General features: G+C 72.9%; 18 protein-coding genes. 15 read left to right on the top strand and 3 right to left on the bottom strand.

Annotated features, from left to right (window positions below):
• Positions 1–152 precede the first annotated feature (152 nt).
• The 4 genes from alr to ACWIF2_RS24235 all read left to right on the top strand — a co-directional run bounded on the left by alr (position 153) and on the right by ACWIF2_RS24235 (position 3521).
• A complete protein-coding gene (gene alr / locus ACWIF2_RS24250) occupies positions 153–1322 on the top strand; it encodes an alanine racemase (protein ID WP_454362719.1) in 1170 nt (389 codons plus the stop codon).
• Positions 1323–1430: 108 nt separating this feature from the next.
• Positions 1431–2690, top strand: a complete 1260-nt coding sequence (locus tag ACWIF2_RS24245) for an alpha/beta fold hydrolase (RefSeq protein ID WP_454362718.1) — start codon at positions 1431–1433, stop codon at positions 2688–2690.
• The gene (gene tsaE / locus ACWIF2_RS24240) at positions 2659–3177 is read left to right on the top strand and encodes a tRNA (adenosine(37)-N6)-threonylcarbamoyltransferase complex ATPase subunit type 1 TsaE (protein WP_391098934.1); all 519 of its coding nucleotides are present in this window, start codon (positions 2659–2661) and stop codon (positions 3175–3177) included. Before ACWIF2_RS24245 ends, tsaE begins: the two co-directional genes overlap by 32 nt.
• Positions 3178–3353: 176 nt before the next feature.
• Positions 3354–3521 carry a hypothetical protein gene (locus ACWIF2_RS24235; protein ID WP_454362717.1) on the top strand — a complete coding sequence of 56 codons (168 nt, stop codon included), beginning with the start codon at positions 3354–3356 and terminating at the stop codon, positions 3519–3521.
• Here ACWIF2_RS24235 and ACWIF2_RS24230 read toward each other — a convergent pair.
• On the bottom strand, positions 3518–4072 hold the full coding sequence (locus ACWIF2_RS24230; RefSeq protein ID WP_454362716.1) for a hypothetical protein: 555 nt from the start codon (positions 4070–4072) through the stop codon (positions 3518–3520). The genes ACWIF2_RS24235 and ACWIF2_RS24230 overlap by 4 nt on opposite strands.
• 182 nt (positions 4073–4254) lie before the next feature.
• Between ACWIF2_RS24230 and tsaB the strand changes: the two genes are divergently transcribed.
• Genes tsaB through ACWIF2_RS24210 form a run of 4 tightly spaced genes read left to right on the top strand, consistent with a single transcriptional unit; the run spans position 4255 to position 6770 of the window.
• The gene (tsaB, locus tag ACWIF2_RS24225; protein WP_382489416.1) at positions 4255–4908 is read left to right on the top strand and encodes a tRNA (adenosine(37)-N6)-threonylcarbamoyltransferase complex dimerization subunit type 1 TsaB; all 654 of its coding nucleotides are present in this window, start codon (positions 4255–4257) and stop codon (positions 4906–4908) included.
• Positions 4905–5411 carry a ribosomal protein S18-alanine N-acetyltransferase gene (gene rimI / locus ACWIF2_RS24220; protein WP_454362715.1) on the top strand — a complete coding sequence of 169 codons (507 nt, stop codon included), beginning with the start codon at positions 4905–4907 and terminating at the stop codon, positions 5409–5411. The genes tsaB and rimI overlap by 4 nt, the downstream gene beginning before the upstream one ends.
• Positions 5404–6516 (top strand): tRNA (adenosine(37)-N6)-threonylcarbamoyltransferase complex transferase subunit TsaD, encoded by a 1113-nt coding sequence (tsaD, locus tag ACWIF2_RS24215; protein ID WP_454362714.1) that lies wholly within the window; start codon positions 5404–5406, stop codon positions 6514–6516. Before rimI ends, tsaD begins: the two co-directional genes overlap by 8 nt.
• A complete protein-coding gene (locus ACWIF2_RS24210; protein WP_391098961.1) occupies positions 6513–6770 on the top strand; it encodes a hypothetical protein in 258 nt (85 codons plus the stop codon). Before tsaD ends, ACWIF2_RS24210 begins: the two co-directional genes overlap by 4 nt.
• Before the next feature lie 9 nt (positions 6771–6779).
• On the opposite strand, the gene ACWIF2_RS24205 is transcribed toward ACWIF2_RS24210, so the two are convergent.
• Positions 6780–9101: a beta-xylosidase/alpha-l-arabinosidase gene (locus tag ACWIF2_RS24205; protein ID WP_454362713.1), complete on the bottom strand. Its 2322-nt coding sequence runs from the start codon at positions 9099–9101 to the stop codon at positions 6780–6782.
• Between the two features lie 161 nt (positions 9102–9262).
• Here ACWIF2_RS24205 and ACWIF2_RS24200 point away from each other — a divergent pair, with 161 nt between their 5' ends.
• From ACWIF2_RS24200 to ACWIF2_RS24185, 4 genes are all read left to right on the top strand, one after another.
• Complete coding sequence (locus tag ACWIF2_RS24200; RefSeq protein ID WP_454362712.1) at positions 9263–10330, top strand: LacI family DNA-binding transcriptional regulator; 1068 nt, start codon at positions 9263–9265, stop codon at positions 10328–10330.
• Positions 10331–10527: 197 nt separating this feature from the next.
• Complete coding sequence (locus ACWIF2_RS24195) at positions 10528–11571, top strand: LCP family protein (RefSeq protein WP_454362711.1); 1044 nt, start codon at positions 10528–10530, stop codon at positions 11569–11571.
• Positions 11572–11733: 162 nt separating this feature from the next.
• Positions 11734–12090, top strand: coding sequence for a YciI family protein (locus ACWIF2_RS24190; RefSeq protein WP_454362710.1), 357 nt, complete (start codon positions 11734–11736; stop codon positions 12088–12090).
• A gap of 47 nt (positions 12091–12137) precedes the next feature.
• On the top strand, positions 12138–13415 hold the full coding sequence (locus ACWIF2_RS24185; protein WP_454362709.1) for an RNA polymerase sigma factor: 1278 nt from the start codon (positions 12138–12140) through the stop codon (positions 13413–13415).
• Between the two features lie 21 nt (positions 13416–13436).
• On the opposite strand, the gene ACWIF2_RS24180 is transcribed toward ACWIF2_RS24185, so the two are convergent.
• Positions 13437–14600, bottom strand: a complete 1164-nt coding sequence (locus ACWIF2_RS24180) for a THUMP-like domain-containing protein (protein WP_454362708.1) — start codon at positions 14598–14600, stop codon at positions 13437–13439.
• A 166-nt stretch (positions 14601–14766) separates the two neighbouring features.
• Here ACWIF2_RS24180 and ACWIF2_RS24175 point away from each other — a divergent pair, with 166 nt between their 5' ends.
• From ACWIF2_RS24175 to groES, 3 genes are all read left to right on the top strand, one after another.
• The gene (locus ACWIF2_RS24175; RefSeq protein ID WP_454362707.1) at positions 14767–15654 is read left to right on the top strand and encodes a polysaccharide deacetylase family protein; all 888 of its coding nucleotides are present in this window, start codon (positions 14767–14769) and stop codon (positions 15652–15654) included.
• Between the two features lie 35 nt (positions 15655–15689).
• Entirely contained in the window at positions 15690–16418 is a 729-nt protein-coding gene (locus tag ACWIF2_RS24170; RefSeq protein WP_454362729.1) for a polysaccharide deacetylase family protein, read from the top strand.
• 169 nt (positions 16419–16587) lie between these two features.
• Positions 16588–16896, top strand: a complete 309-nt coding sequence (gene groES, locus ACWIF2_RS24165) for a co-chaperone GroES (RefSeq protein ID WP_003974211.1) — start codon at positions 16588–16590, stop codon at positions 16894–16896.
• Positions 16897–16899 lie beyond the last annotated feature (3 nt).

The following is a 16899-nucleotide window of genomic DNA, read 5'->3' as shown; positions in this document are numbered from 1 at the left end:
GCCCCCAGGCCCCCGCTTTCGGCCTGAACGGCCTCGTCCTCAAGCGCCGGACCGGCTGGGATGGGGCTGAGCGGTGATGTCGGGTGCGGAGGCGACCTACCGAGGGAGCCGCTGCCCCTGGAGTGTCAGGCCGCTCTGAGACACTGTTCGCGATGAGCGAGAGAACAGCCCCGCGGACCGCGCCCTCGCGGGCCCGCGCCGAGATCGACCTGGCCGCCCTGCGGGCCAATGTGCGGGCCCTGCGTGCCCACGCGCCGGGCGCGGCCCTGATGGCCGTGGTGAAGTCCGAGGCGTACGGCCACGGGGCTGTGCCGTGCGCGCGTGCCGCCGTCGCCGCCGGGGCGGACTGGCTGGGCACCGCCACGCCCGAGGAGGCCCTCGCCCTGCGGGCCGCTGGGCTGCCCGGCCGCGTCATGTGCTGGCTGTGGACGCCCGGCGGGCCCTGGCGCGAGGCGATCGAGGCCGACCTCGACGTGTCCGTCAGCGCGATGTGGGCCCTGGACGAGGTCACCGCTGCGGCCCGGCTCGCCGGTCGGCCCGCGCGGGTGCAGCTCAAGGCCGACACCGGCCTCGGGCGCAACGGCTGCCAGCCCGGTGACGACTGGGCCGGACTCGTCCAGGCGGCCCTGCGCGCCGAGGCCGAGGGACTCCTGCGCATCACGGGACTGTGGTCGCACCTCGCCTGCGCCGACGAGCCCGGCCATCCCTCCATCGCCGCCCAGCTCGCCCTGTTCCGGGAGATGGTCGCGTACGCCGAGGAGCGGGGCGCCCGGCCCGAGGTCCGGCACATCGCCAACTCGCCGGCCACGCTCACCCTCCCCGAGAGCCACTTCGACCTGGTCCGCACCGGCATCGCCACCTACGGCATCTCGCCCAGCCCCGAGCTCGGCACCCCGGCCGACTTCGGGCTGCGCCCGGTGATGACGCTGTCCGCCTCGCTCGCCCTGGTCAAGCACGTACCGGGCGGGCACGGGGTCAGCTACGGCCACCGGTACGTGACCCCCGGCGAGACCACCCTCGGCCTCGTCCCGCTGGGCTACGCGGACGGCATCCCTCGGCACGCCTCCTCCGCCGGACCGGTCCTGGTCGAGGGCAAGTGGCGCACGATCGCGGGACGGGTCGCCATGGACCAGTTCGTGGTGGATCTGGGCGGCGACACGCCCGCGGCGGGCGCCGAGGCGGTGCTCTTCGGACCCGGGGACCGCGGCGAGCCCACCGCCGAGGACTGGGCCCAGGCGGCCGGAACCATCGCATACGAGATCGTGACGCGGATCGGAACGCGCGTTCCTCGCGTCTATGTGAATGAGGAACAGGACGGGTAACTCGCACAGGGTGGCCGTCACGCGAGAAACAACGGGCACTCTGGCAACACCAGCACCATCCGACCCAGCAAGTCACCTGATCAGCAACCCGGCGAAGAGGAGCGGTACGTGAGCGAGAGCAGTGCGGAGGCCGTCGCGAACGCAGCCTCCGCGGCCGTCGCGGCCTCCGCCGCGGGGGCGGCGGGAGGCTGGCGCCGGGCGACCGGCATCGCGGGCGTCGCGATAGGCGTGGTGGCCGCGGGCGCGGCCGCCGGTGTCGCCCTGGAACGGATGACGGTCGGCCGGGGCATGCGCCAGAAGGCCCGGCTCGCCCTGGACTCGGCGGGACCCTACGGCTCGCTGCGCGGCATGCCCGGCAAGGCGTTCGCCGACGACGGCACGGAGCTGTACTACGAGGTCGACGACATCGACCCGGAGGCAGCGCCCGCCGCGATCGGCCCGCGCCGCCGACGGCTCTTCGGCCGCAAGGCACCCGCTCCCGTCACCGTCGTCTTCAGCCACGGCTACTGCCTGAGCCAGGACTCCTGGCACTTCCAGCGGGCCGCGCTGCGCGGCGTCGTCCGGACCGTGCACTGGGACCAGCGCAGCCACGGCCGGTCCGCGCGGGGCGTGGCGCAGGGGCGGGACGACGAGCCGGTCACCATCGAGCAGCTGGGCCGCGACCTCAAGGCCGTCATCGACGCGGCCGCCCCCGAGGGGCCGATCGTGCTGGTCGGCCACTCGATGGGCGGCATGACGATGATGGCGCTGGCCGACCAGTACCCCGAGCTGATCAGCGAGCGGGTCGTCGGGGTCGCCTTCGTGGGGACGTCGTCGGGGCGGCTCGGCGAGGTCAACTACGGGCTTCCGGTCGCCGGGGTCAACGCGGTGCGGCGGGTGCTGCCCGGTGTGCTGAAGGCACTGGGGCAGCGGGCCGACCTGGTGGAGAAGGGGCGCCGGGCCACCGCGGACCTGTTCGCCGGGATCATCAAGCGGTACTCCTTCGCGTCCCGGGACGTCGATCCGGCCGTCGCCCGGTTCGCCGAGCGGATGATCGAGAGCACACCGATCGACGTGGTCGCCGAGTACTACCCGGCGTTCAACGACCACGACAAGACCGAGGCGCTCGGGTGCTTCGCCGACATGCCGGTGCTCGTCCTGGCCGGAGTGCAGGACCTGGTCACGCCGAGTGAGCACAGCGAGGCGATCGCCGATCTGCTGCCGGACGCCGAGCTGGTGCTGGTGCCGGACGCCGGGCATCTGGTCATGCTGGAGCACCCGGAAGTGGTCACCGACCGCCTCGCCGACCTGCTCACCCGCACGGGTGCCGTGCCCGCAGGGGCTACCGTGAAGGGCTATGGAAGCACCAGCACCGCACAGCCCGGCTGAGCCCGGATCCGTCCAGATCACCGTCACGTCCCCCGAGCAGATGCGGGAGCTGGGCCGCCGGCTCGCGAAACTGCTGCGCGCGGGTGACCTGGTGATGCTCAGCGGAGAGCTCGGCGCGGGCAAGACGACACTGACCCGTGGGCTGGGGGAGGGGCTCGGTGTGCGCGGGGCCGTCACCTCGCCGACCTTCGTGATCGCCCGCGTGCATCCCTCGCTGGGCGACGGGCCGCCGCTGGTCCATGTCGACGCCTACCGGCTCTCCGGCGGTCTCGACGAGATGGAGGACCTCGACCTCGATGTCTCGCTGCCCGAGTCCGTGATGGTCGTGGAGTGGGGCGAGGGCAAGGTCGAGGAGCTGACCGAGGACCGGCTCCAGGTCGTCATCCACCGCGCGGTGGGCGACACGACCGACGAGGTCCGGCAGATGACGATCACCGGAGTGGGCGAACGCTGGGCATCGGCGGACCTGAGCGTGCTCGCCGCGTGAGTTCGTGAGCCGGGTACGTCCTGATCCGGGTACGTCGTGGTGTGCGGTCTTTTGATGAACGTTCCGACAAGACGTCGGCAAGATGTTGCGTTCGGCGTCTTGTGCGTGGTCACATGGTATCCAGTCCGTAGTTAGGTGAACCTAACTTCGTTGCCCCGGCCCTTCGGGAGGCGTCCATGTCGGCTACAGAGAGCAAGGGGCAGCCGCAGCCGTTCGCGGTCGCCGGGGTGTCCATGCGCGACCTGCTGATGGCCGGCGAGGCGGCGGCCCTGGTCTCCACACCCCCGCGCGCTCCCGAGCCGGAGTTCTCGGAGCGAGCCCCGCAACACCGCGAAGCGGCCTAGCGGACCACGACGACCTTGCGGCCGATCGTCGCGAACGTCCACATCGCGTCGCCGTTCACGCGTGACTCGCGGATGCCGCCCGTGCGGACCTTCGGGTCGGGGGTGGCGGTCGAGCCGGGCACGGCCGCGCTGAAGCCGATGACCACGCCGTCCACGCTGGTGAAGCGCACGACGTGCTCGACGGGGATGCCGTCGGAGCCGGTGATCGCGTTCGAGCGGGAGGTCACCGAGTAGCTGCCCGGGGCCGGATCCACCGCGCTCGGGTCGACCTCGAACGTGCGTGTGACCACCTCGTCCGTGCCGACCAGCCAGACCCGGTCGCCGCCCAGGGAGTACACGACCCGGGCGCCCTGGCCGGAGCCCGCGGGCAGTGCGGAGGGGTCCTTCTTCGCCCTGGGTGCCTTCGAGGCGCCGGCCTTCGGCGAGGCGCCCGCCTGGGGCCTGCCGGGACCGGCCGGGGCGGTCGCCGACGCCTGGTAGGCCAGGTAGCCGACCGTCGCGAGCGCCGCGGCGGTGAGCCCGGCCACGATTCCCGAGCTGCTGACTGCCACCGGCGGCCACCTCCGCGTCGTACGTCCCTGCCGTGACGGTAGGTGACGGTAGCAGCAGGTGACGGCCCGGCAGGTGCGGCCGTGCCGGGGCCGGGGGCCGTGTCGGACGGTGCCCGGCTCGCGAAGGACGGGCGGACGGCGGTACGTCCGACTAGGGCCCCGAGGAGCCGTAGGCTGTTTGCGTGCTCTTGCTCGCTCTGGATACCGCCACACCCGCCGTCACCGTCGCGCTGCACGACGGCCGCGACGTCATCGCCTCGTCCAGCCAGGTGGACGCGCGGCGGCACGGGGAACTGTTGCTGCCGGCGATCGACCGGGTGCTCGCCGAGGCCGGTCTGAAGCTGGACGCCGTCACCGGGATCGTCGCCGGCATCGGTCCGGGCCCGTACACCGGGCTGCGGGTCGGGCTGATGACCGCCGAGACCTTCGGGCTGGCGCTCGGCGTCCCCGTCCACGGTCTGTGCACGCTGGACGGCCTCGCCTTCGCCGCCGACCTCGGGGGCCCGTTCGTCGTGGCCACCGACGCCCGCCGCAAGGAGGTGTACTGGGCGCGCTACGCCGACTCCCGCACCCGCCTCACCGACCCGGCCGTCGACCGGCCCGCCGACATCGCCGAGCAGGTCAAGGGCCTGCCCGCGGTCGGCGCCGGCGCGCTGCTCTACCCGGACACCTTCCCCAAGGCGCACGAGCCGGAGCACGTGTCCGCCGCCGCCCTCGCCCGGCTGGCCGCCGAGAAGCTGGCGGCGGGCGAGGAGTTCCCCGCGCCCCGGCCGCTGTATCTGCGCCGCCCGGATGCCCAGGTCCCCAAGAACTACAAGGTGGTCACCCCCAAGTGACCGAACCCGTGATGTGTGCGCTGCGTGAGATGCGCTGGTGGGACATCGACCCCGTGCTGGAACTGGAACGGGACCTGTTCCCCGAGGACGCCTGGTCGCGTGGCATGTTCTGGTCCGAACTGGCCCACTCGCGCGGGCCGGAGGCGACCCGGCGGTATGTGGTCGCCGAGGCCGGCGGGCGGATCACCGGGTACGCCGGACTGGTCGCCACTGGTGAGCAGGGCGACGTCCAGACCATCGCCGTCGCCCGGGACCTGTGGGGCACCGGCCTCGGCGGGCTGCTGCTGGCGGAGCTGCTGCGCGCGGCGACGGCCTTCGAGTGCGCCGAGGTGATGCTGGAGTGCCGCGTCGACAACGTCCGCGCGCAGAAGCTCTACGAGCGCTTCGGCTTCGAGCCCATCGGCTTCCGCCGCGGCTACTACCAGCCCGGGAACGTGGACGCCCTGGTGATGCGACTCACCGACCCTTCAACTTCCGTACAAGGAACCGAGATCAATGGCTGACGAACCGCTCGTCCTGGGCATCGAGACATCCTGCGACGAGACCGGCGTCGGCATCGTCCGCGGCACCACCCTGCTGGCCGACGCCATCGCCTCCAGCGTCGACGAGCACGCCCGCTTCGGCGGGGTCGTCCCGGAGGTCGCGAGCCGCGCCCACTTGGAGGCGATGGTCCCCACCATCGACCGCGCGCTGAAGGAGGCGGGGGTCAGCGCCCGCGACCTCGACGGCATCGCCGTCACGGCCGGTCCCGGCCTCGCCGGTGCCCTGCTGGTCGGCGTCTCGGCGGCGAAGGCCTACGCGTACGCGCTCGGCAAGCCCCTGTACGGCGTCAACCACCTCGCCTCGCACATCTGCGTGGACCAGCTGGAGCACGGCCCGCTGCCCGAGCCGACCATGGCGCTGCTGGTCTCCGGCGGCCACTCCTCGCTGCTGCTCTCCTCGGACATCACCTCCGACGTCCGCCCGATGGGCGCGACCATCGACGACGCGGCCGGCGAGGCCTTCGACAAGATCGCACGCGTGCTGAACCTGGGCTTCCCGGGCGGGCCGGTCATCGACCGGTACGCGCGGGAGGGCGACCCGAACGCCATCGCGTTCCCGCGCGGTTTGACCGGCCCCCGCGATCCGGCCTACGACTTCTCCTTCTCGGGCCTGAAGACGGCCGTGGCCCGCTGGATCGAGGCCAAGCGGGCGGTCGGGGAGGAGGTCCCGGTGCGTGACGTGTCGGCCTCCTTCCAGGAGGCGGTCGTGGACGTGCTGACCCGCAAGGCCGTCCGGGCCTGCAAGGACGAGGGCGTCGACCATCTGATGATCGGCGGCGGTGTGGCCGCCAACTCCCGGCTGCGCGCCCTCGCCCAGGAGCGCTGCGAGGCCGCCGGGATCCGGCTGCGGGTACCGCGGCCCAAGCTGTGCACGGACAACGGGGCGATGGTCGCAGCCCTCGGCGCCGAGATGGTCGCCCGGAACCGGGCCGCGTCGAGCTGGGACCTGCCGGCCGACTCCTCACTGCCGGTGACGGAGCCTCATGTGCCGGGCAACCACGCCGGCGACCACCACCATGGCCACGACCATGTGCACGAGGTCAGCAAGGAGAACCTCTACCCGTGACGGTCGCCCTGATGTGGGAGGCGCGGGCCGTGGCCGGGCGCGGCGAGGACCTGCTGGCCTGGGCACGCGCCCAGGAGCTGTCCCGCGAGCCGCTGCGCCGGGAGACCCTGCGCGCTCCCCAGGACCGGGTCCTCGTCCTCACCTGGTGGGACGCCCCCTACGATGCCGAGCTGCCGGAACTGCCGGAGCCGGACGGGGAGCTGGTGACCCGGGCGGTGCACCGGTGGCGGTTCGAGTCGCTGGGCGTGGACTGACCGGGCCGGTCACTCCACGCCGCCGACCTCCGTGTCGCAGCGCAGCCGCCGGTCGGTGCCGAGCACCCGGACCGGGCCCGTGAGAGCGATGCGCGCGGTGTGCCGTACGTCCGCGCTCGATGCCGCCAGCCGCAGTTCCAGGGCGCCCGGCTCGACCACCCGGCGGCCCGCGCGGTCGGTGAAGGACGACAGGTCCGCGTGGAAGCGGAACGTCACCCGGACCGCCTCGCCCGGGGCCGCCGTCACCCGCTGGTAGCCGACCAGCCGCATGTCCGGGCGGGTCACGGACGCCACCGGGTCGTGCAGATACAGCTGCACCACCTCCGCGCCCTCGCGCTCGCCGGTGTTGCGGACGGTCACCGACACGTCGTACGAGCCGTCCGTGCCGATCTCGGCCGGCTCCTCCCCGCCCGTGCCGTCCTCCCAGGCGAACGTCGTGTACGAGCGGCCGTGGCCGAAGGCGTACAGCGGGGTCGGGTCGAGGTTGCTGACCTCGCCCGCGAGGCCGAGGGGCGGCTGGAGATACGTCCAGGGCTGGCCGCCCGGTACCTGCGGGACGCTCACGGGGAGCCGGCCCGACGGGTTCACGCGGCCCGACAGCACGCCCGCGACCGCCGGGCCGCCCTCCTCCCCCGGGAAGAAGGCCTGGACGGCGGCTCCCAGGCGTCCGTGCCAGCGGCCGAGGGCGTACGGCCGGCCGGTCAGCAGCACCAGGACCACGGGTACCCCGGTGGCGATCAGCGCGTCCAGCAACTCGCCCTGGGCGCCGGGCAGGCCGAGGTCCGCCGCGTCACAGCCCTCGCCCGAGGTGCCCCGGCCGAACAGGCCCGCCCGGTCGCCGAGGACCGCCACGCACACGTCCGCCTCGGCGGTGCGGGCGACGGCCTCCTCGAAGCCCGAGGTGTCCGGGCCGGTCACCTCGCACCCTTGCGCGAACGTCACCTTGGCGTCGGGGAGTTCGGTGCGCAGGGCGTCGAGGACGGTCGGGATCTCGATGCCGGTCGGCACCTCGGGGTGGTGGGTGAGGACGTGGGACGGGAAGGAGTAGCAGCCCAGCATGGCCAGGGCGTCGGCGGCCCGGGGGCCGACCACCGCGATCCGGGTGTCGGGGGCCAGCGGGAGCAGGCCGTCGGGGTTGTCGAGCAGCACCACCGACTCCTCGGCCAGGCGACGGGCCAGGATCCGGTTGCCCGTGGAGTCCAGGTTCACCTCGGTGGCCGGCTCCGGGGTCCAGTCCTCTTCCAGCAGGCCCAGTTCGCACTTCTGGAGCAGGACGCGGCGGGCCGCGCGGTCCACGAGTTCCTCGGGCACCCGGCCCGCGCGGACGGCGGCCGGCAGCGGATCGCCGTAGCACTTGAGGGTGGGCAGTTCGACATCGATGCCGGCCTCCAGGGCCGCGTGGGCCGCCTCGCCCGGGGTGCCGGCGACGCGGTGCAGGGTCTGCAGGAATCCGATGCCGAAGTAGTCGGCGACGACCGTGCCGGTGAAGCCCCACTCCTCGCGCAGGAGCCCCGTCAGCAGGTCGGGGTCCGCCGAGGCCGGGACGCCGTCCCGCTCGGTGTAGGCGGCCATCACCGAGCGCGCCCCGCCCTCGCGCAGCGCCATCTCGAAGGGCGGGAGCGTGACGTCCGCGAACTCGCGGACACCGGCCCGCACCGGTGCCAGATTGCGGGCGCCCGCCGAGGAGGCGTACCCGGCGAAGTGCTTGAGCGTGGCGACCACCCCGGCCGACTCCAGGCCCCGCACATAGGCCGAGCCGACCGTGCCGACCAGGTACGGGTCCTCGCCGATGGTCTCCTCCACCCGGCCCCAGCGCGGATCGCGTACGACGTCCAGTACGGGCGCGAGGCCCTGGTGGACGCCGGCCGAGCGCAGGTCGTCGCCGATCCGGCGGGCCATCTCCTCGACCACCGGGGGATCCCAGGTCGCGCCCCAGGCCAGCGGAACCGGGTAGGCCGTGGCCTGCCAGGCGGTGAAGCCGGCCAGGCACTCCTCGTGCGCGATCGCCGGGATGCCGAAGCGGCCGGCCTCGGTGATACGGCGCTGGGCGCGGGCCAGGGCACGCACGCCGAGCGCCGGGTCCACCGGGGCGGTGCCGAAGGAGCGCGTGAGCTGGCCCAGGCCGCGCGTGATCAGCTCGTCCCATGCCTCGTCGGAGTAGTCGACGGTCATGTCGTGCTGATGGGGCGCGACTCCGTCGCCGTCCGTCGAGGCGCCCACCCACACGCCGTACAGCTGGGCGGTCTTCTCCTCCAGGGTCATCCGGGAGAGCAGGTCGTCGACGCGGACGGCGGCGGGCAGCGCGGGGTCACGCCAGGGCGCGGTGGTCATGAAGCTCCTGTCGGGTGGACGGACGGCCCTCTCACGAACGGTGCTGGAGCGTTTCTCACGAGCGTATTCACGAATGTTTCGCTATGCACTCCGAATGTTCCGGGAACCTATGGCGCCGAGAGGACTTCGTCAAGGGGGCCCGCAGGGTTACGATCGCCGCCATGACTTCCCCGGAGCCCGTTGAAAGCCGGACGCAAACCCGGACGCAGGGGCGCACCGCGCAGACCGCGACGCTCGCCGAGATCGCCCGCGAGGCCGGTGTGTCGGCGCCGACTGTTTCGAAGGTCCTGAACGGCCGGGCCGATGTCGCCCCCGCCACCCGGGCCCGGGTCGAGGACCTGCTGCGCGCCCACGGCTACCGGCGCCGCCGCGCCGAGGCGACCCGATCGCCCCTGATCGACCTGGTCTTCCACGAGTTGGAGAGCGCCTGGGCGATGGAGGTCATCCGGGGTGTGGAGAACGTGGCCCGGGACGCCGGGCTGAGCGTGGTGCTGTCGGAGAGCGCCGGGCGGCTCACCCCCGGGCGGACCTGGGCCGACCAGGTCGCCGCGCGCCGCCCGCACGGCGTCGTCCTGGTGCTGTCCGGGCTCGACGCGTCCCAGCGGGCGCTGCTGACCAGCCGCTCCATCCCGTTCGTGGTGATGGACCCGGCGGGCGACCCGGGCGCCGACGTGCCGTCGATCGGCGCGACCAACTGGCAGGGCGGTCTCGCGGCCACCCGGCACCTGGTCGAGCTGGGGCACCGCAGGATCGGCGCGATCACCGGGCCCTCGCAGATGATGTGCAGCCGCGCCCGGGTCGACGGCTACCGGGCCGCCCTGGAGACGGCCGGGCTGCCGGTGGACCCCGGGCTGATCGCGGACGGCGACTTCCATCACGAGGCCGGCTACCGGCGGGGCCTGGAGCTGCTGCGCCGCCCGGACCGGCCGACCGCCGTCTTCGCCGGGAACGACCTCCAGGCACTCGGGCTGTACGAGGCCGCGCGCGAACTGGGGCTGCGCATCCCCGAGGACCTGAGCGTGGTCGGGTTCGACGACCTGCCGGTGGCGCCCCTGGTCGGGCCGCCGCTGACGACCGTACGGCAGCCGCTGACGGAGATGGCCGAGGCGGCGGCCAAGCTGGTCCTGGACCTCGGCCGCGAGGAGGGCACCCCGGCGGCGACCCGGGTCGAGCTGGCGACGAGCCTGGTGGTGCGCAGCAGCACGGCGGCACCCCTGGCCGGAAGTTGACGTATTGACGGGCGGCACGGGCGTCTCCGCACCCCTCCGAAGCCAATCGGTTACACCACCGAAACTTTCGGCGGCCATCGTCGAGCCGAGCCGGGCAGTCGCAACGGAAGGCGAACTGGCCCTCGAAGTCTGAGAATTTCCGAAGAAAAGGCGCGTCGGGGACCCTGCCCGTAATAATTCGGACTTACGTTCCTGCCGTGACGGGACACGAGGCGAACGGGGACGAGAGCAGCGGCACGGGCCGGCGGTCGAGCGCGCTGCGGACAGCCGGCCTGACCCTGACGGCCCTGCTGATGCTGGCCGCCGCGGCGGCGGGCTGGGCCTACTGGCATCTCGACAGCAACATCAAGAGCGTCGACATCGACAACGCGCTGGGCGACAACCGCCCGCCGAGGCCGGTGACCGCACCGTCGCCCTCGGCGTCCGCCCTGCCCAGCGGCGCGCTCAACATCCTGGTCCTGGGCTCCGACTCGCGCAGCGGCGAGCAGAACCAGAGGATCGGCGGCGGCGACAGCACGGGCGCCCGCTCCGACACGGCGATGGTCGTCCACCTCGACGCCGGGCGGACCAGCGCGACGGTGGTGAGCATCCCGCGCGACACCCTGGTCACCCGCCCGTCCTGCCCCCGCTCGTCCGGAGGTTCGACGACGGTGGCCTACAACTCCATGTTCAACAGCGCGTACGCGGTGGGCGGTCCGGTCTGTGCCGTGAAGACCGTCGAGTCGCTCACCGGCGTCCGCATGGACCACTACATCGAGGTCGACTTCTCCGGCTTCGAGGAGCTGGTGGACGCGCTCGGCGGTGTCACCGTCACCACCGAGGAGGACATCGCCGACGACCACAGTCATCTGCGTCTGAAGGCGGGCACCCACCATCTGGACGGCGCCCGGGCCCTCGCCCTGGCCCGCACGCGGCACGGCATCGGCGACGGCAGCGACCTCGGCCGTATCGGCCTCCAGCAGACGCTGGTGAAGGCGCTGCTGGAACAGATCGCCGCACAGAACCTGCTCACCGACCCGGCGAAGCTGTACCGGGTCGCCGACGCGGTGACCGCCGGCCTCACCACCGACACCGGCCTGGACTCCCTGACCGATCTGACCCGGCTCGGACAGAGCCTGCGGGGCCTGTCGGCGAGCGAGGTGCGGACGGTGACGATGCCGGTGGTGCGGGCACCGTCGGACCCCAACCGGGTGGTGGCCGAGGAGCCGAAGGCGGAGAAGCTGTGGGAGTCGCTGCGCTGACCTGCGTGAACGCGCCCCGGGAAGGGATCCGGAAAGAATCTCGAAGAACCGGAAAAAGAATCTCGAAGAAAACGCGGCGACCGTGTCGATCCCGGGACCTCCCGATCGACGCAGGGGTGAGAGCGGGAAGAGATCCCGCTCCGGGGACCCCGAGGAGTCACCATGCCGCGCTTTCTCACCCTGATCCGCGTCGACGAGAAGAACGCCCCCGCCGAGGGCCCGAGCCCCGAGCTCATGGAGCGGATGGGCGCCCTCCTGGAGGAGATCACCAAGGCCGGGGTCATGCTCGACACGGCCGGGCTCACCCCGACCTCGGACGGCAGCCGGGTGACCTGGGAGGGCGGGCGGCTCTCCGTCACCGACGGGCCGTTCACCGAGTCCAAGGAGGTCATCGGCGGCTACTCGATCAGCCAGTGCAAGGACAAGGCCGAGGCGATCGAGTGGACCAAGCGGTTCCTGTCCACGCACGAGGACTACTGGACGATCACCGCCGAGGTCCGGCAGATCGCCGAGGACTGACCGGCGCTGCTTGGCCGGGTGCCGCCGAGGGTGTCTGATGGTGGGCTGTGACAGCGCAGCCCACCCCGGACCCGAGCGGCACCGGCACGGCCATCGAAACGGTCTTCCGCATCGAGTCGCCCCGCATCATCGCCGGCGTCACCCGGATCGTCCGGGACGTCGGCATCGCCGAGGAACTCGCGCAGGACGCCCTGGTCGCCGCGCTGGAGCAGTGGCCGCGGGACGGCGTGCCCGACAACCCGGGCGCCTGGCTCATGGCCACCGCCCGCAACCGCGCCGTCGACCTGGTCCGCCGCCGGGAGAACTACGCCCGCAAGCTCGCGGAGATCGGCCGCGACCTGTCGGCCGCGTCTCCCCCGGAGGAGCCCGCGGTCCTCCATGACCCTGACGACATCGACGACGACCTGCTGCGCCTGGTCTTCACCGCCTGCCACCCGGTGCTGTCCACCGAGGCCCGCACCGCTCTCACCCTGCGCCTCCTCGGCGGCCTCACCACGGCCGAGATCGCCCGTGCCTTCCTGGTCCCGGAACCGACCGTCGCGCAGCGCATCGTCCGCGCCAAACGCACGCTGGCCACAGGGAACATCGCCTTCGAGGTGCCCTACGGCCCCGACCGCGAGGCCCGTCTCGGCTCGGTCCTCGATGTCATCTACCTCATCTTCAACGAGGGCTACGCCGCCACGGCCGGCGACGACTGGCTCCGGCCGTCCCTGTGCGAGGACGCCCTGCGCCTGGCCCGGGTGCTCTCGTCCCTCATGCCGAAGGAACCCGAGGTCCACGGCCTGACCGCGCTCCTGGAGTTCCAGGCGTCCCGCACGGCGGCCCGGACCGGACCCTCGGGCGAACCCGTACTCCTCAAGGAACAGAACCGCGCCCGGTGGAACCGCATGCTCATCGCCCGCGGCGTCGCCGCGCTGGGCAGAGCCGAGGCCGCCTCCTCGGGCGCCCCGGGCCCGTACCTCCTGCAAGGCGCCATCGCCGCCTGCCACGCGCACGCCTACACCTACGAGGAGACCGACTGGGCCCGCATCGCCGTCCTGTACGGCCTCCTGGCCGCCCGTTCACCCTCCCCGGTCGTGGAACTGAACCGCGCGGTGGCCGTCTCGATGGCCGAGGGCCCGTCCGAGGCCCTGCCCATCGTCGACGCCCTGAGCGGTGACCCCGCGCTGCGCGACTACCACCTGCTCCCCAGCGTCCGGGCCGACCTGCTCTCCCGTCTGGGCCGAACGGCGGAGGCCCGGGCCGAGTTCGAACGGGCGGCGTCGCTGACGCGGAACGAGCGGGAACGGGAACTGCTGCTGCGGCGCGCGGCGGAGCAGTCCTGACGGACTGTCGATCGCTGTCGGCTACGCGGGATGGCCGATGAGCATCGCCGGTGCCCCCGCCACCCGGGTCAGGAACACCGTGGCCGCGTGCGGGCCCTGCGGCTTGACCTTCTTGCGGAGTTCCTCCGGCTCGACCGCCGAGCCCCGCTTCTTGACGGTGAGGGTGCCGACCCGGCGTTCCCTCAGCAGGGCCTTCAGCTTCTTGACGTTGAAGGGGAGATGGTCGGTGATCTCGTAGGCGGTGGCGTACGGGGTCGGGCGCAGGGTGTCGGCCGTCACGTACGCGATGGTCGCGTCGAGCAGGCCGCCGTCGACCTGGTCGGCCACCTCGGAGACCAGGTGGGCCCGGATGACGGCGCCGTCGGGCTCGTACAGGTAGCGGCCGGGCGGGCGGACCTCCGGGTCGGGCAGGCCGCGCGAGAGCAGGGTGCGGGGGCCCGGCAGCAGGGTGGCCCGGACCGCCCCCGGCTCGGTGCCGAACCACAGCACCGCCTCCTTCACGTCCCCGCCGTCGGAGATCCACTCGGCCTCGGCGTCCTCGGGCACCGCCTCGTGCGGGATGCCGGGGGCGATCTTCAGCGCGGCGGCCCGAGGGGCCCGGCGGGCGGCCGAGACCGCCCAGGACAGGGGCGGTGAGTAGGCCTCGGGGTCGAAGATCCGGCCCCGGCCGCCGCGCCGGGCCGGGTCGACGAAGACGGCGTCGTAACCGGCTGTGTCCACCTCCGTGACATCGGCCTCCCGCACCTCGATCAGGCCGGCGAGACCCAGTGCGTCGGCGTTCGCCCGTGCCGCCGCGGCCGTCATGGGGTCCCTGTCCACGGCCAGCACCCGGATACCGGCGCGGGCCAGCGCGATCGCGTCCCCGCCGATGCCGGAGCACAGGTCGGCGACGGAGGTGATCCCCAGGTCCTTCATCCGCCGGGCGCGGTACGCCGCCACACTCGCCCGGGTCGACTGCTCCACCCCGTTCGGCGTGAAGAACATCCGCCCCGCGTCCTCGGCCCCGAACTTCACCGCCGCCCGCTGCCGCAGCCGCGCCTGGCCCAGCGCCGCCGACACCAGCTCGGCGGGGTGCTCCCGGCGCAGCCGCGTCGCCACGGCCAGCTCCTTCGCCGGGTCGGTGTCGCGGACCTCGTCGAGGAGGGCGCGGCCTTCGGGGGTGAGGAGGGGGGCGAGGTCGTTCACCGGATCATTGTCGGCCACGGAGCGGCGGGGGCGGCGGGCCGGGGCGGATGTGGGCCAGTCGGTGGACGGTGGGCCGTCGGCCGCGGTGTCGGGGAGGGTTCGCACCGGCCGGCTGCGAGGATCCGGCATCATGCGAGCAGTCGTACAAAATGACAAAAGGCGGGCAATGGGCGGCGTCCGCATCGGCCTTGTCGTGCTCGCCCTCGCTGCCATCGCCTCGGGCTGCGCGCAGGCGGACGGCGGCCAGGTCGCCCCGGCCGGCGGCCAGCAGCCGCTCGACGCGCCCCCGGCCCGCGCGCTCGACTCCTACGCCACCGAGCTGCGCGCCGCGCACGCCGCCCGCATCGCCGCGGCGCACCGCTGGGGGCTGCGCAGGGTCCCGCTGGTGGCGCCGCCGGCTCCCGGGAAGAAGCCCAGGATCAGGACCCGCAAGGGCTTCGAGGTGGCCGGCCACCGGGAGCTGGGCCTCCCGCCCGTCTTCACCACCATCCCCACCCGGGACAAGGTCGTCTTCCTCACCATCGACGACGGCGCCGAGAAGGACCCGGCGTTCCTGCGGATGATGAGTGACCTGGACGTGCCGTACACCGCCTTCCTCAGCGGCTACCTGGTGAAGGACGACGACCGCTACTTCCGGCAGATGCAGGCCAGGGGAGTGGTCCTGAACAACCACACCCTCTGGCACCGCTACATGCCGGGCCTGTCGTACCGCGCGCAGCGGCGCGAGATCTGCGGCATGCAGCGCTTCATCGAGAGGCGCTACGGCACCCGCCCCACCCTCTTCCGCCCGCCCTTCGGCAGCTACGACAGGGCGACCCTGCGCGCCGCCGAGGCCTGCGGCATCGAGTACGTCCCCCTCTGGAACGCGGAGGTCTTCGCCGATCACTGGGAGTACCGCGAGGCGGACCGGAAACTGCGCCCGGGCGACATCGTCCTCACCCACTTCCGCGGCCGCGAGCAGTGGAAGGGCACGATGCCCGACATGATCCGCCGCTTCCTGAACAAGGCCACGGCCGAGGGATACGCGGTGGGGCGGCTGGAGGATTACCTGTGAGGCCGCTGCCTGCCGCCGCCGCGCTGTGTGCGGGCATGCTCCTGCTGGCCGGCTGCGCCGGGACGGCGGGGGAGCGGACGGGAGCGGACGGCAGGGGCCAGGACCCGACCCACGCGGCCGGCCTCCACGCGCGTCCGGCACACCTGCCGCCCGTCGTGGACCGGGTCCGCACCCGCGACCCGGTCGTCTTCCTGACCTACGACGACGGCGCCGAACGCGACCCCGCCTTCGCCGGCCTCGTCCGCGAACGGCGGCTCCCGGTCAGCCTGTTCCTCACGGACAGCGTCGCGGGCCCCGGCTACGGCCAACTGGCCCGGCTGCGCGCGGTCGGCGCGACCCTGCAGAACCACACCCTCGACCACCCGTCCCTGCGCGGCCTGCCCTACGCCGGGCAGCGCGCCGAGATCTGCGGCCAGCAGCACAAACTCCGCACCCGCTTCGGCATCCGCCCCCACCTCTTCCGCCCGCCCTACGGCACGTACGACCCGACGACCCTGCGCGCCGCCGCCGACTGCGGCATCACGGCGATCGTCCTCTGGCGGGCCTCCCTGTCCGCCGACGGCGAACTGACGTACACCCACGGCGAGCCCCGCCTTCGCCCCGGCGACATCGTCTCCGTGCCGTCGGCCGGGACGAACCCCCTGACGACGACGGAACGAACCGTGCGGCTGCTGAGGGAGATCGAGGGGAGAGGCCTGCGGGTGGGACGGCTGGAGGACCACCTCCGACACGAAGTCCCCGGCCGACGCGCCGCGGGTAATTAGCAGTCCGCTTGACCGAGTGCTAATCACGGTCATAGTCTCGGCTCTGGCACTCCCCCCTGGAGAGTGCCAACACAGCGACGGGCAGGTCCGGCACCCGCGACGACGGATCCACCTGGTCGCCACCTCAGACAGTTAACCCCGTGAGATCTCCGAAGGGGGAGGTCGGATCGTGACGACCACCAGCTCCAAGGTTGCCATCAAGCCGCTCGAGGACCGCATTGTGGTCCAGCCGCTCGACGCCGAGCAGACCACCGCCTCTGGCCTGGTCATCCCGGACACCGCCAAGGAGAAGCCCCAGGAGGGCGTCGTCCTGGCCGTGGGCCCGGGCCGCTTCGAGGACGGTAACCGTCTTCCGCTCGACGTCTCCGTCGGCGATGTCGTGCTCTACAGCAAGTACGGCGGCACCGAGGTGAAGTACAACGGCGAGGAGTACCTCGTCCTCTCGGCTCGCGACGTGCTCGCGATCGTCGAGAAGTAATTC

It is taken from the genome of Streptomyces sp. NPDC055506, from assembly GCF_053643595.1.
The sequence above is the reverse complement of the archived record's forward strand: the minus strand, read 5'-3'. Positions and strand labels throughout refer to the sequence as shown.